13 protein-coding genes, 1 rRNA gene and 1 riboswitch are annotated in these 13,813 nt (G+C 43.0%); of the genes, 6 read left to right on the top strand and 8 right to left on the bottom strand.

From position 1 onward, the window contains the following. A 16S ribosomal RNA gene (locus tag ACK5MF_RS01105) occupies window positions 1-204 on the bottom strand; the annotation flags it as partial. Between the two features lie 574 nt (window positions 205-778). Here ACK5MF_RS01105 and ACK5MF_RS01100 point away from each other — a divergent pair. Next, a complete protein-coding gene (locus ACK5MF_RS01100) occupies window positions 779-1,234 on the top strand; it encodes an RNA recognition motif domain-containing protein (RefSeq protein ID WP_416918550.1) in 456 nt (151 codons plus the stop codon). Here ACK5MF_RS01100 and murI read toward each other — a convergent pair. Both murI and ACK5MF_RS01090 read right to left on the bottom strand, forming a co-directional pair. Beyond that, window positions 1,203-2,003, bottom strand: coding sequence for a glutamate racemase (gene murI, locus ACK5MF_RS01095; RefSeq protein WP_416918548.1), 801 nt, complete (start codon window positions 2,001-2,003; stop codon window positions 1,203-1,205). The genes ACK5MF_RS01100 and murI overlap by 32 nt on opposite strands. 111 nt (window positions 2,004-2,114) lie before the next feature. After that, a complete protein-coding gene (locus ACK5MF_RS01090; protein ID WP_416918546.1) occupies window positions 2,115-3,989 on the bottom strand; it encodes a TonB-dependent receptor domain-containing protein in 1,875 nt (624 codons plus the stop codon). Window positions 3,990-4,037: 48 nt separating this feature from the next. Then, a riboswitch (cobalamin riboswitch) is annotated at window positions 4,038-4,238 on the bottom strand. Between the two features lie 151 nt (window positions 4,239-4,389). On the opposite strand from ACK5MF_RS01090, the gene trmA reads away from it, so the two are divergent. Continuing rightward, window positions 4,390-5,499 (top strand): tRNA (uridine(54)-C5)-methyltransferase TrmA, encoded by a 1,110-nt coding sequence (trmA, locus tag ACK5MF_RS01085; protein ID WP_416918544.1) that lies wholly within the window; start codon window positions 4,390-4,392, stop codon window positions 5,497-5,499. A gap of 73 nt (window positions 5,500-5,572) precedes the next feature. On the opposite strand, the gene ACK5MF_RS01080 is transcribed toward trmA, so the two are convergent. Together ACK5MF_RS01080 and fabR are read right to left on the bottom strand one after the other, a co-directional pair. After that, window positions 5,573-5,947: a YijD family membrane protein gene (locus ACK5MF_RS01080; protein ID WP_416918542.1), complete on the bottom strand. Its 375-nt coding sequence runs from the start codon at window positions 5,945-5,947 to the stop codon at window positions 5,573-5,575. Next, window positions 5,947-6,588 carry an HTH-type transcriptional repressor FabR gene (gene fabR / locus ACK5MF_RS01075; protein WP_416918540.1) on the bottom strand — a complete coding sequence of 214 codons (642 nt, stop codon included), beginning with the start codon at window positions 6,586-6,588 and terminating at the stop codon, window positions 5,947-5,949. The genes ACK5MF_RS01080 and fabR overlap by 1 nt, the downstream gene beginning before the upstream one ends. Window positions 6,589-6,869: 281 nt before the next feature. On the opposite strand from fabR, the gene sthA reads away from it, so the two are divergent. Further along, window positions 6,870-8,270, top strand: a complete 1,401-nt coding sequence (sthA, locus tag ACK5MF_RS01070; protein WP_416918538.1) for a Si-specific NAD(P)(+) transhydrogenase — start codon at window positions 6,870-6,872, stop codon at window positions 8,268-8,270. A 78-nt stretch (window positions 8,271-8,348) separates the two neighbouring features. Here the strand turns inward: sthA and ACK5MF_RS01065 are convergent, their stop codons facing one another. From ACK5MF_RS01065 to ACK5MF_RS01055, 3 genes are all read right to left on the bottom strand, one after another. Beyond that, a complete protein-coding gene (locus ACK5MF_RS01065) occupies window positions 8,349-9,167 on the bottom strand; it encodes a class I SAM-dependent methyltransferase (protein WP_416918536.1) in 819 nt (272 codons plus the stop codon). A 113-nt stretch (window positions 9,168-9,280) separates the two neighbouring features. Then, window positions 9,281-9,901 (bottom strand): transcriptional repressor LexA, encoded by a 621-nt coding sequence (lexA, locus tag ACK5MF_RS01060; protein WP_416918534.1) that lies wholly within the window; start codon window positions 9,899-9,901, stop codon window positions 9,281-9,283. A 99-nt stretch (window positions 9,902-10,000) separates the two neighbouring features. Continuing rightward, window positions 10,001-10,363, bottom strand: coding sequence for a diacylglycerol kinase (locus tag ACK5MF_RS01055; RefSeq protein WP_416918532.1), 363 nt, complete (start codon window positions 10,361-10,363; stop codon window positions 10,001-10,003). A 226-nt stretch (window positions 10,364-10,589) separates the two neighbouring features. On the opposite strand from ACK5MF_RS01055, the gene plsB reads away from it, so the two are divergent. The 3 genes from plsB to ACK5MF_RS01040 all read left to right on the top strand — a co-directional run bounded on the left by plsB (window position 10,590) and on the right by ACK5MF_RS01040 (window position 13,683). Next, entirely contained in the window at window positions 10,590-13,028 is a 2,439-nt protein-coding gene (gene plsB, locus ACK5MF_RS01050; RefSeq protein WP_416918530.1) for a glycerol-3-phosphate 1-O-acyltransferase PlsB, read from the top strand. Between the two features lie 148 nt (window positions 13,029-13,176). Beyond that, a complete protein-coding gene (locus ACK5MF_RS01045; RefSeq protein WP_416918528.1) occupies window positions 13,177-13,371 on the top strand; it encodes a hypothetical protein in 195 nt (64 codons plus the stop codon). Window positions 13,372-13,524: 153 nt separating this feature from the next. Beyond that, window positions 13,525-13,683 carry a hypothetical protein gene (locus ACK5MF_RS01040; RefSeq protein ID WP_416918552.1) on the top strand — a complete coding sequence of 53 codons (159 nt, stop codon included), beginning with the start codon at window positions 13,525-13,527 and terminating at the stop codon, window positions 13,681-13,683. Window positions 13,684-13,813: the final 130 nt, after the last annotated feature.

The raw sequence follows: 13,813 nt of genomic DNA, 5'->3' as shown, positions 1-13,813 counted from the left end.
TTGCTCCTAAAGAACAAAGAGATTATGCGGTATTAGCCATCGTTTCCAATGGTTATCCCCCACATCAGGGCAATTTCCCAGGCATTCCTCACCCGTCCGCCGCTCGCCACCCGAGAAACAAGTTTCTCTGTGCTGCCGCTCGACTTGCAGGTGTTAGGCCTGCCGCCAGCGTTCAATCTGAGCCATGATCAACCTCTTCAATTTAAGATTTTGATACCCTAAATAAATAGGAGAGGCTCACTGAATACTGACATTACAGAAATGTAATGTTTGAATTGACTGTGCTCAGTCTTGCGACTCACTGGTCACTTCGTTTCATTGAATCCGAGTTGATTCTTTATAATCATCTTAGATTTTCATCAACGAGTGCACACACAGATTGATAGGTTTAAATTGTTAAAGAGCTTTGCTATCGATTTCAGCCTTCAAAGCATCATCGCTAGGGGTGCGTATAATACGCTTTAATATTTGAGAGTCAATGTTTATTTTAAACTTTCTTTTCTCTCTATTTCACCGCTACCTTGTGATATTCGTCTCACTCCGTGTCAGTGAGGCGGCATTATAGGGAGCTAAAATAATTAGACAAGCACTTTTTTCAAATAATTTTTCGTTCGCTCAAAAAGAAAGCAACGTACTGTTTATCGAATAAAATTTCAACATTTGAGGGGGGTCACAGCAATTGGTTGGAAAAAACCTAAGCATATACGTAAGATTGATGTATCTATTTTGTTAATCGTAGATACGCATCTAATTTTATTCTTACAAGTAGTATTCTCATATGAACTTAAATAAACCAATGTTTTTAAATATCGCAATTGCGATTATTGGCGGTGCAATAATTTCTCTAGTTCCAGGCATTCCTTCAGCTGTAAGTTTTATTGTGGGTGTTGTGGCAGCAACTATTGTATTCAAACTTTTCCTGTCCTCCCCCTCCATTAAAGAAGATGAAGATCCAGCATTACCGACGAAGACTCTGTATGTAGGGAACTTACCTTACAAAGCTAATGAGTCTCACGTTCGTGATTTATTTGCCCAACATGGTGACGTGTTCGCTGTTCGCCTAATGAAAGATAAGCGAACAGGAAAGCGTAGAGGTTTTGGTTTTGTGGTTATGGCGGCGACACATGCTCAGTCAGCGATTGATGCATTGAACGAACATGACTACATGCAGCGCACATTAAAAGTTAGGATTGCGAATGATCCTAAACACCCTGAAGAGGATATGGACGAATAGCAGAAAACCCGATCTGCTCTAATCTCTCATTCAGTGCACTTTCTTCCCAAGGAAGTGCGCTTGAATAAATTGTGTGCTTGTTCTCTGAGCGAGCACCACTTTCTACACCAAGCAAATTCTTTACTCGCCTTGCTATCGCTTCCCCAGAATCAACCAGCAATACGTCTTTTCCTAACACATGCTGTATTTCGTCCTTTATCAAAGGAAAATGTGTGCATCCTAAAACAGCAACATCAATATGATTGACTAGTGGACTTAAAATATTTTGTAGTTCCTGCAAATCTATCGCTTTACCTCTGAGCTTTTCTTCCGCCATATCAACGAGACGTGTTGAGCCAAGTAACTCTACATTTTTATCAGCAGAGAAGCTTCGTATAAGATCATGTGTGTATTGACGAGTGATTGTCGCTGGTGTGGCAATAAGTCCAACGGCTTTATTCGCTATAGAGGAAGCGGGTTTAATTGCAGGGACGACACCTACTACTGGAATAGAAAGTCTGGAACGAAGGGTTGGTAGAACTATGGTACTCGCTGTGTTACATGCAATAACAACAATATCAAAACCTTCTTTGTTCACTAAACCTGTAACTAAACTTTCAACTCGCTGAAGTAATACTTTCTGATCTAACTCACCATAGGGATAAGCTTCATTGTCAAACAGATAGGTATACGAGAGCTGGGGTAACAGCGCCTGAATTTCTTTATAGACAGATAAGCCACCAACACCTGAGTCGAAGATTAGGACTTTAGCAACAATTGAATTAGACACAATAATAACCAGACAGGACAACAAACCCTAGCGATCATACTCTCTCTTTATAAATAGGCAAAGGTGGGCAGGGAAATATGAAAGAACCGCCCGAAGGCGGTTGGGGTTTTATTAGAATTGGTATGTAACATTCGCGTAGTAGTTACGCTCTGGCGTCACGAAGCCTTTAACCGTCTCATATTCTTTATCAAAAACATTACCCACTTTCGCTCCACATGAAAGTTGCTCTGTAATATTGTAAGTCATAGCAATATCTGTCAAAGAGTAACCGCCCAGTTCCTGCGTATTAGCCGTATCACTGAATCGCTTACCTTGGTACAAGTAGCTTACATCAAACTTGAAGTCTGAAATTTCGTAAGACATGTTCCATTTAGCGCTGTTTCGTGCTCGACGTACAAGTTGCTTGTCGGTATCTTTGTTCTTGGCATCTAGGTAATCGTATGAAACCTCGTGGAAAATTCCAAAGGTATCAAAGCTTGCAACCAATTCGATGCCCTTTACCTGTGCTTTACCGATGTTATCAAGACTTTCATCCGAATTTGCAATCATGTTCTCGATTTCTGAATGATGATAAGCAATACGCAGATTAGCAAAATCATAGTTCGCCTCTAGAGCGATCTCACCTGATTGAGCTTCTTCTGGATCTAGGTTAGCGTTACCTTCATAACAACCCCAGACGTCACATTGCCGAGGCCAGTAAAGCTGGTTAAATGTCGGAGCATTGTATGACGTACCAAACATAGCTATCAATCGGTGTGAGTCATCGATGTCATAACCAGCACCTAGCTGATATGTCGTGAAAGCTCCGTACGCGTCACTATCATCGAGACGGACATTTGCTTCTAATAGATAGTCTTCACCTGATTTAGCAGTACCAAAGTAAACTGATTGAGTCTGACGATCAGCATCAACATAATCAATGCTAACGTTGTCTACTTTCTCATTGTTGTACTCAATACCAGCCATAAGATTGGTTGAATCATTTAGAGAATAGTTATTCTGCCAAGTAATAACATTACGTGTTGTTGAAATGTCACTAGCATCGGAGTCATTACCATACGATTCTGATTTATCTTTGTTATTACCGATGGTTAGCGATGAAAGTAATTTTGCAGTTTGGTATTCGGTAACTACGCCTAAGTTGTACGTCGTATCCTCACTTTGATCGGCACCACCTGTAGCATAACCACTGTCAAAGTCATTTTTACTATTCTGATAATAAGCCGTGCCTTTAACAGTTAACTGTTCATTGAATTGATAACCAACATCCACGGTTGCATATTTATTGTTATAACCGTCATCATCTACGTTAACTGGGTTAGTCGACACCGGTTGAACATTGTAACCGTCAGAACGCTGTGTACTACCAGTAATACTAAACCAAGCATTATCAGTTGAGGTTGCTATACTTGCACTTGCATCACGCCGACCTTTCGAACCGATGCCCGCAGAAACACTACTAGCACCATTGCCCTTCTCACTAGTGATCAAGTTGATAACACCACTAACCGCGTCAGATCCATAAACGGATGCACGAGGACCACGAAGAATCTCGATGCGTTCTACGCTCTGAAGTGGAAGTGCGTTTAAGTTTGCTGTACCCGTCGTTGAACTACCAACACGGATGCCATTAATCATAACCAATACATTGCGACCTGAACGACCACGAATGTAAAAATTGTTTGTTTGGCCAGGACCACCATTATTGGCAACTTGTACACTAGGAAGACGTTTTAGCAATTCAGTAAGAGATTCGACTTTGAGGTCTTTTATTTGCTGTTTAGTAATAACATCTATTGGAGAAAGCTGTTCATTGATTCCTTGTTCAAAACGGTTCGCCGTTACAATTATCGTTTCATTGGCACCAATGTCATTAACAACAATGTCATTAGCAACCGTCTCATCAGCCGTTCCTTCTTGTGCATATGAAAAAGAGGTATAAGAAAACAGCGACACCACTGCCACTGCCAGAAGGGATTTATTCATTATAGTGTCCTAAATCGCGTTAATCCTACCGAGCATGGGTCCATCCCATTAGTTTGCTCGGTTGCTGGCAGGTCTTCGGACTTGAGAGCAAATCTTTTACCTACTAACTCGACTTCCCACAAATGTAGTGTCATTTGAGTATTCGTTCTCTCTTACCGCTGCGCGTCAGTTCAAGGATTTTCACCTGATTCCCTCTTAAATGTTTAGACGTCTAGGCATCTAAACATTACCAGCTAGCTTAAATACTATTAACCAATTGATAACTTGTCTAGAACAGATTGGTATAAACTAGCGTTTTTACGAGTGACGAGACATCAATTTCAGCCTAGGACTGGACATAAGCGGGAGATTGAATAAAATCTGCGCTCTTTCTTTGAACGTACCAGAAAAAGGTAAAGCAATGGCGACTCTTGATGTAAACCCAGACAACTATCAAGTGCAACTGGATGAGAAAATCACTCGACTAGGAGAGATGTTTGCATCTTATGGTGTGCCTAAGTTGGAAGTCTTTGAGTCTCCAACTCAGTTTTATCGTATGCGAGCAGAATTCCGTATCTGGCATGAAGGTGATGAGATGTACTACATCATGTTCAACCAGCAAACTCGCGAAAAATACCGCGTTGATCAATTTCCTGCAGCAAGTCGTCTTATCAACGATTTGATGCCTCTGCTTATTGAGTCGATGAAGGGTAAAGACACTCTACGCCGCAAACTTTTCCAAGTAGACTTCTTATCCACTCTGAGTGGTGAGATTCTGGTATCGCTTCTATATCATCGTCAACTTGATGAAGAGTGGATTGCGGCAGCTAAAGCGCTCAAACAAACACTGCAAAATGAAGGCTTTAATCTGAACATTATTGGTCGAGCGCGCAAAATGAAGATAGTGCTGGACCAAGATTATGTGGTCGAAAAGCTGAGTGTGAACGGTCAACCTTATATCTACCAACAAGTTGAAAATAGCTTTACTCAACCAAACGGTAAAGTGGCAGAAAAAATGCTGGAGTGGGCTGTCGATTGTACTCAAGAGAGCAAGGGCGATCTTTTAGAACTTTACTGTGGTAACGGTAACTTCTCATTGGCACTAGCGCAAAACTTCGATCGCGTATTGGCAACTGAGTTGGCAAAACCATCGGTACATTCAGCACAATACAACATTGCTGCTAACAAAATCGACAATGTACAAATCATTCGCATGTCAGCAGAAGAATTTACCGAAGCAATGGAAGGCAAACGTGAATTCAACCGCCTGAAAGATGCGGGTATCGATTTAAAAAGCTACAACTGCAACACCATCTTTGTCGATCCGCCTCGCTCAGGTATGGATATCGATACCTGTAAGATGGTTCAAGGTTACCAGCGAATTCTCTATATCTCGTGCAACCCAGAAACACTAAAAGAAAACTTGGATGTTTTATGTGAGACACATAAAGTGACTCGCTTTGCTCTTTTTGACCAATTCCCATACACCCACCACATGGAAGCGGGCGTGATGCTAGAGCGCAAAGCCTAATCAAGTTTCAAATAAGTCGACATAAATAGATAAACGAGCCCGTAGCTCGTTTTTTGTACCCATCAATGCTCGATTATTCAGGGCGAGCAATAAATCCTAGCTTCTTACCTACCCACAGTAACAACAACAGAGCCACTATGATCGAAAAGAAGTTAGACCCCGCCTCTGGATACTGAGCTTTAACAAAAGCAGAGTGACCAAAGACACCGACAAAGAAACATGCCAAACCCACTAACGGAATATCTTCCGCAACGGGGTTACGCAGGTATTCCTGATACAGCGCCTGCACAGACAGTACTAAAGCGATCACAGGGAAGATAGAAAAAGAGACTTCGCTGATGGTCAGCCAAGACAGCAAAGCGTCACCACACATACCCGCGATTAACGCCAGTACTAATGTTTTACGTTCTGAACCATGATTAATGGCACTACTACTTTCATTCGACATTAATTCATCCCGCCTTTTAGTCGATTACGTTCACGTTCTTTGCGATACCAGAAAGCGCCTTTGGCTATCATTCGCAACTGCATGATGAGACGCTCGGCAAGTTCATCACGTTCACGTCTCTCAAGGTCTAATGCTTCTGCACCAGAGCTAAAAACCAAAGTGACTGAGGCTTCTGCTTGAGTAATGGCCTCTTCACGATTCATCCCGGTGGCAATCAGATATTCAGAAAGCTCGGCCGCAAAATGCTGAATTTCACGAAATACTGCGGTACGAAACTCGAATGAAGTGCCGGAACGCTCACGAAGCAACAGACGGAATACGTTCGGGCTACTTTCAATAAACTCCATAAAGGTTTCTACAGAAGTGCGGATCACACTGCCCTCTTTAACAATACGCTGGCGAGCCTGACGCATCAGTTGGCGCAGCAATAAGCCGCCTTCATCAACCATGGTCAACCCTAGTTCATCCATATCTTTAAAGTGGCGATAAAAAGAGGTAGGTGCAATTCCAGCTTCACGTGCGACTTCACGTAAGCTCAAATTAGAAAAACTACGATCAGCACTTAATTGGCTAAATGCCGCATCAATTAGCGAACGACGCGTTTTTTCTTTCTGTTGTGCGCGAATTCCCATCGATTTCATTTTAAGCCAAACCCTGCCAAGTCAGTCACCAAAGTCGCCTACTATAACGCGATTTCCCCTTATAGCTAAGAGGCAAAACAGACCATTTTGAAGCCTCAGACAATTTCCGAACATAACTGTTGCATTTTTCATCAACCATTCAACTCAAGCGCGAAATCATCAGTATTTGTTCTAATCTCGTGATCCTCTCCACTCTATAAGGGGTTTAAGTTTCACGACTCGCATAGATCAGTTAAAATCTCGCTATCGCAATGTTAATCAAATCATAACAAGGATCTTCTATGGCACTGAATAACCACTTTGACGTCATCGTAATAGGCAGCGGACCTGGCGGTGAAGGTGCAGCAATGGGGTTAACCAAAGCGGGATTAAATGTCGCCATTATCGAAAAAGAAACCAGCGTAGGTGGTGGATGTACACACTGGGGTACCATCCCTTCCAAAGCATTGCGTCATGCGGTTAGCCGCATCATCGAATTTAACAGCAACCCTTTGTTCTGTAATAACAATTCAAGCTTGCACTCAACTTTCTCATCCATTCTTGGACACGCAAAAAGCGTGATTGATAAGCAAACCAGAATGCGCCAAGGCTTTTATGACCGTAACCAATGTAATCTCATCTTTGGTACGGCGCACTTTGTTGACGCGAATACAGTGGCAGTAACTAAAGCTGACCACACCGTTGAACACTACACGGCCGATAAATTTGTTATCGCGACCGGCTCTCGACCATATCGCCCTGCTGATGTTGACTTCAACCACCCTCGCGTTTACGACAGTGACTCAATTTTGAACCTTGAGCATGATCCGCAACACATCATCATTTACGGTGCTGGTGTCATCGGTTGTGAATATGCTTCTATTTTCCGTGGGTTAGGGGTTAAAACCGACTTAATCAACACTCGCGACCGTCTGCTATCGTTCCTAGACAACGAAACGTCAGATGCTCTCTCTTATCACTTCTGGAATAGCGGTGTGGTTATCCGCAACGATGAAACCTACAGTAAAATTGAAGGTACGGATGATGGCGTTATCGTACATCTGAATTCCGGCAAGAAGATGAAAGCAGACTGTATACTTTACGCGAATGGTCGAACTGGCAATACAGACAAACTAAACCTTGAAGTGGTTGGTCTGAAACCAGACTCTCGCGGTCAACTTAGTGTGAATAGTAATTATCAGACTGAAGTTAGCCACATTTATGCGGTCGGTGATGTTATTGGTTATCCAAGCCTTGCAAGTGCAGCTTATGATCAAGGTCGCTTTACGGCTCAAGCCATTTCACAAGGCCAAGCCACCAACAAGCTGATTGAAGATATCCCGACCGGTATTTATACCATTCCTGAAATCAGCTCGGTGGGTAAAACGGAACAAGAACTCACGGCAGCAAAAGTACCTTACGAAGTGGGGCGTTCATCATTCAAACATTTAGCCCGTGCACAAATCTCCGGTAAAGATGTGGGAAGCTTAAAGATTCTTTTCCATCGTGAAACCAAAGAGATCTTAGGTATTCACTGCTTTGGTGAGCGCGCTGCAGAAATCATCCACATCGGTCAGGCAATTATGGAACAAAAAGGTGAAGCCAATAGCATTGAGTATTTCGTGAATACCACCTTTAACTACCCAACGATGGCCGAAGCGTATCGTGTGGCGGCATTAAACGGGTTAAATCGCCTGTTTTAATCTTAAACTATGATCTTAAAATAAGTGGACCTAACCGCAATGCGTAATCAAATCCGTATTGCGGTTTCATCAATTCTGCTACCAAATCACATGCGCAACGATTGGTGTAAATCGTTGCTTAAAGCCTGGGAATTTACTCAGCGCACGTTGCCAAAACTTCCAACGATCACATTGACTGTCTAAAGGCGAATAAGTGGTAACTTGGCGCGCCCAAGGTAAGCAGTTCATTACTGCGTTTTTTGCTGTTGAAAAACCATGAGCATAGGTGCCCGACCCCATCTTTTGCCCTAATCGAGTACAGGTTTTGTCTCCTGCGAGGACTAAACATGCGCTCGCATTGGCAAAGCTCACCCCCAATGCGCGGACGAAGCGAGATACCTGCGCTGCATCGCAATCCAAAAGAGCGTGCTCGCACAGAATTAACACCGGAGCAGACTCTGGAATAGGCAGACGTTCTAACCAATCCGTTTCCCCAACACAGCCACACTGATGTAAATAGCGTTCGCTACGGTGGAACAGCTTTTGTCTCCATAATAAATTTTCTGTCACATCCAGTTCAATCCAGTGACAGCGCCCATTATCAATGCGATAGAAACGCGTATCCAAACCAGCACCAACATTGATGATCCAACCATCTGGATGCTCAGCTAAAAATCGATGTACTTGTTGATCGCAGAGTTGCGTAACAGTGACATACAGTAATTGCTTCTGATCAACATCCCCACTGATGCAATCAGGCGCTAGATGGCAACGCTGACAAGCTGTTGCAGCAATAGGATCATAAACCAGGCCGTTATCGACCAAGCTCTCACGACTACGTAGCCAAAGAGGTTGTACCAAGTTGGTAGGGATTTGATAACGTTGAGAGTTTTGCTTGTGGGGAGTGCGCATCATCATCTTCCTTGTATCGCGACAAAGAAGATGATAATGAATATCAATTAGATTTGCAAATCTTTAAGTTTCGGATATACCGTACAGATGTGAAACCCCAAAAAGTCAGAAAGGTAGGATTACATCCAATCCGTATTACGAATAATACCTACCGCAATACCTTCAATCGCAAGATTCTGGCATGTTAAATCCACTTCAATTGGCGAAAATTCTTCATTCTCAGCATGAAGCAGAACTTTTGAACCATGACGCTCCAAACGCTTAACCGTCACGTCATCTTCAACCCGAGCCACAACCACTTGCCCATTGCGTACATCTTGAGTCTTATGTACAGCAAGCAAGTCGCCATCCATAATACCGATATTTTTCATACTTTCGCCGTGAACACGTAGTAAGAAGTCTGCATGTGGACGGAACATATTCGGATCCACCTGATAATGAGACTCTACGTGTTCTTGCGCTAAAATTGGCTCACCTGCCGCTACACGACCGATCAGAGGTAAACCTTCCGCTTCGTCGTTCGCCACTTCAACTAAAATGCGAATACCACGAGAAGCCCCTGGCACAATTTCAATGGCTTGTTTGCGAGCAAGAGCTTTCAAGTGCTCTTCTGCTGCGTTTGCGGAACGAAAACCCAATTCACGAGCAATTTCGGCGCGCGTTGGTGGCATTCCTGTTTCATCGATCTTGCTTTTGATTAAATCAAAAACTTGTTGTTGGCGTGGCGTTAACGGCTTCATAGTTCACCTGTTTTTTTATACAGTTGACTGTGAGTATATCCAGTAATTTTTGAAATGCAAAGCCAATTGCTTCTTTTTTATATAAATAGAGCTTCAGGTTTAGATAAATAGCACTTCAAGCCAAATATAACCGGCAATAACCATGGCAATAAACACGGCTGCAGACCCCATATCTTTGGCTCGACCAGACAACTCGTGATGCTCTTGTCCAACACGGTCAACAACGGCTTCCAGCGCACTATTTAATAGCTCAACTAAAACAATGAGCAGCACGCTAGATATCATTAACATGCGCTCAACTTGGGTAACGTCTAACCAAATAGCGAATGGAATAGCGACGATGGCAAGTAAAGCTTCTTCGCGAAAAGCCGCTTCATGTTTAAATGCCGCGCAAATACCTTTATAGGAATAACCTGTCGCTTTGAATAGGCGCATTAATCCTTGGGGATTCTTCTTATACATTCTGTGATCCACGTATTGACGATTTAATATGTAAAAAAAATTCAGAAAAACTGCACAAAAAGCAAACATCACTGAATAAAATTAAAAGGTTTGACCAGTTTCTGGTATTCTTGCCACTCGAAAAATAAAGACCAACTTAGGTGTATCTCCCTTTTCCTTGTAAATCATTTAGGAACACGGAAATCCACTTCAGTTTTTGTACTGATTTTTGAGGCTTTGAACTCTTATGTCTTCTGGACAATCACTATCACGTTCGCTTTTAAAGCTACCGACAACGCTACTAGTTAAAGGGACGGCAATTCCGTCAAATCCGATTGAAGATATCGGCATTGATATTAACAAGCCAATCATTTATGCACTACCTTTCCGTTCAAATATTGATTTGCTGACACTGCAAACTCACGCGAAAGAAGCAGGCTTGCCGGATCCACTATCTCCGCTAGAGCTTCAGGGTAAAACTCTAAAACGTTACGTGTTTATCTCTTCTCGTCCAACGCTGCTGCAAAATGACAGTCATGTACCCAGTGATTCCATTGCAACATTCAGTGATCTTCTGGCACTGCATCATCACGATCAACAACTTGATGTACAAGTGATTCCTGCTTCTGTGTTATGGGGAAGAAAGCCAGGTAAGGAAGGCAAAGATAAATCCTATTTGCAGCCAATGAATGGCTTACAAAAAGCGAAAGCGGTTATCGTGTCTGGTCGTGACTGTTTGGTACGTTTTAGCCCAGTGGTATCACTTCGTCATATGGCGAATTCGCATGGTACCGATGAAGCTATTGCTCATAAGCTGGCTCGCGTTGCTCGTATTCACTTTTCTCGTCAGAAATTAGCCGCTTCTGGCCCAAATCTCCCTCAGCGCGAAGTGCTGTTCCGCCGCTTAATGCAATCTCCAGCGATTGATAAAGCGATTCAGGACGAAGCTCATGCGAAGAACATTTCGCTTGAGAAGGCACGTAAAGTAGCCCATGACATCATGGATGAAATCGCAGCAGACTTCTCATATTCAATGATTAAAGAAGGTAGTCGTGTGTTGCGCTGGCTTTGGAACCGTTTATACCAAGGCCTAAACATTAATAATGCTTCAACGGTTCGCCGCTTAGCACAAGACGGACATGAAATTGTTTATGTACCTTGTCACCGCAGCCACATGGACTATCTACTTCTATCTTACGTTCTGTATAACGAAGGCTTAGTCCCACCGCATATTGCGGCGGGTATCAACCTGAATTTCTTCCCAGCCGGCCCGATTTTCCGTCGCGGCGGTGCATTCTTCCTGCGTCGTAGCTTTAAGGGCAACAAACTGTATTCAACCATTTTCCGTGAATATCTTGCGGAGCTATTCTCTAAAGGTTATTCAGTCGAATACTTCAGTGAAGGTGGTCGCTCTCGCACTGGTCGCTTGCTAACCGCAAAAACGGGAATGTTAGCAATGACTATCCAAGCCATGCTGCGTGGACTCAATCGCCCTGTGACACTCGTACCGGTGTACATTGGTTATGAGCACGTCATGGAAGTAAGTACTTACGCAAAAGAGCTGCGTGGTAAGCAAAAAGAAAAAGAAAATGCAGGCTTAGTACTACGTACTATTCGTAAACTGCGCAACTTTGGTAAAGGCTATGTGAACTTCGGTGAGCCTATCCCACTCAACCAATTCTTGAACGAGCAAGCATCATCTTGGACTCAAGATATCGACCCAATTGGTGCCACCAAACCGCAGTGGATGAATCCGGTGGTGAATCAGTTGGCAAGCAAAATGATGACGCATATTAACGACGCTGCAGCGACCAACGCATTAACATTGTGTGCCACCGCTCTGCTTGCCTCTCGCCAGCGGGCGTTATCGAGAGATACTCTAATCAACCAGATTGATTGCTACTTGAATATTCTACGTCATGTTCCGTATTCCAATACCTCTACGGTGCCAGATGACAGCGCTGAAAGCTTAGTCAATCACGCCGAATCTCTCGACAAGTTTGTTATCGAATCCGATACCATGGGCGATATTATTTCGTTAGATCGTAACCAGTCGATTCTAATGACCTACTACCGCAACAACATTATTCACCTGTTTGCGCTGCCATCACTGATTGCTCAGATGCTAATTCGCCAGCAAAAATTAACTGTCGAAAAGATTCAAGAAAACGTAGCGCTGATCTACCCTTTCCTCAAGCAAGAACTCTTCCTCAGTCTTGATAGTGAGCAACTGACAGAAAAAGTGGCGCATTATTTAGCCGAGTTGCAACGTCAGGATTTAATCTCGATTAACGATGACATGGTGATGATCAACCAAGCGAAAACCCAAGTGTTAATGCTGCTTGGACGTACGATTTCAGAAACGTTGCAACGTTATGCTATCGCTCTGAATCTACTGGTTGAAAACCCTGAACTTGGTAAATCCGATTTAGAAGCGAAAAGTCAGGAGATCGCACAACGTCTTGGTCGTCTGCACGGCATCAATGCACCGGAGTTCTTCGATAAAGGCGTGTTCTCAGCACTGTTTGTCACCTTGAAATCGCAAGGCTACCTGGACAACGATGGTGAATGTAACGTTGAGCCAACAAAACGCCTTGCTCGCAAGTTGTATGGAATGCTCTACCCAGAAGTAAGGCTAACCATTCAAGAAAGTATTTATCAATACGATCAACATCTTGTGAAATAAACCTTTTGCAAAATAAACAGTGAAGACCAAAAGGCATCCCCGGATGCCTAATGTCTGTCAGTTAAACTCAAAAAGACAGAGTTATCGTTCCCACGGTCTGAAGTGACCCCCAATAGTTGGACAACCAATTATTGGGGGTCTTTTATTTATGTCCAAATACAGTCGCGAGTTAAAGTTCAAAGTAGCTAAAAAGTATCTTGATGGCTCCACTCCTCGAGAGCTCGCTGAAAAATATTCTGTCCCAACAAAACATGTTCGTTATTGGGATCATGTTTTCACTATTCAGTGTTCAAATTCATTTTTAATTGATTGCCATTCTCTTAGTGCGGAAGATAATCTGTAAGCGTTGCAATTATTGTGGACAAAGGTCTGGTCTGTCAGACACACTAGCGCGGTGTTAAACCTCTCTTTCCCTACGACGTTAACGAGTTGGCTCCGAAAATATGAAAAGCAAGGCATTATTGGGTTGGAGAAACATAAAAGAGCGATTATTCCAATGAAGAACTCCCCGCAAACGCCACACAAATCTGATGATGAGATGACCCTGGAAGAGTTAAAAGAAGAACTGGCGTATTTACGTTCGGAGAACGCTGTCTTAAAAAAGATCGAGGAGTTGAAGCAGCAGCGATTTCGTCGAACAAAGAAAAAGCGTTAACCGTTTCAGCTCTTAGAAAAACATACTCTTTAAAACATCTGTTGAAAGTCACTAAGTTACCGAGGAGTGTGTTTTATTACCACCAGAAAACCCATCACAAGCCTGATAGTTATGAGTATGAAAAAGAGAG

Origin of the sequence: Vibrio sp. (assembly GCF_047973365.1) — a bacterium.
GTDB lineage: Bacteria > Pseudomonadota > Gammaproteobacteria > Enterobacterales > Vibrionaceae > Vibrio.
Note: the sequence above shows the minus strand (reverse complement) of the source record. Positions and strands in the feature narration are given on the sequence as shown.

Bases quoted from the DNA above. Each gene is read 5' to 3' on its own strand.
- ACK5MF_RS01090 (WP_416918546.1), bottom strand. From the start codon at position 3,989: ATGAATAAATCCCTTCTGGCAGTGGCAGTGGTGTCGCTGTTTTCTTAT.
- sthA (WP_416918538.1), top strand. From the start codon at position 6,870: ATGGCACTGAATAACCACTTTGACGTCATCGTAATAGGCAGCGGACCT.
- lexA (WP_416918534.1), bottom strand. From the start codon at position 9,901: ATGAAGCCGTTAACGCCACGCCAACAACAAGTTTTTGATTTAATCAAA.
- fabR (WP_416918540.1), bottom strand. From the start codon at position 6,588: ATGAAATCGATGGGAATTCGCGCACAACAGAAAGAAAAAACGCGTCGT.
- trmA (WP_416918544.1), top strand. From the start codon at position 4,390: ATGGCGACTCTTGATGTAAACCCAGACAACTATCAAGTGCAACTGGAT.
- plsB (WP_416918530.1), top strand. From the start codon at position 10,590: ATGTCTTCTGGACAATCACTATCACGTTCGCTTTTAAAGCTACCGACA.
- ACK5MF_RS01045 (WP_416918528.1), top strand. From the start codon at position 13,177: ATGTCCAAATACAGTCGCGAGTTAAAGTTCAAAGTAGCTAAAAAGTAT.
- ACK5MF_RS01065 (WP_416918536.1), bottom strand. From the start codon at position 9,167: ATGATGATGCGCACTCCCCACAAGCAAAACTCTCAACGTTATCAAATC.
- ACK5MF_RS01100 (WP_416918550.1), top strand. From the start codon at position 779: ATGAACTTAAATAAACCAATGTTTTTAAATATCGCAATTGCGATTATT.
- ACK5MF_RS01040 (WP_416918552.1), top strand. From the start codon at position 13,525: ATGAAGAACTCCCCGCAAACGCCACACAAATCTGATGATGAGATGACC.
- ACK5MF_RS01080 (WP_416918542.1), bottom strand. From the start codon at position 5,947: ATGTCGAATGAAAGTAGTAGTGCCATTAATCATGGTTCAGAACGTAAA.
- ACK5MF_RS01055 (WP_416918532.1), bottom strand. From the start codon at position 10,363: ATGTATAAGAAGAATCCCCAAGGATTAATGCGCCTATTCAAAGCGACA.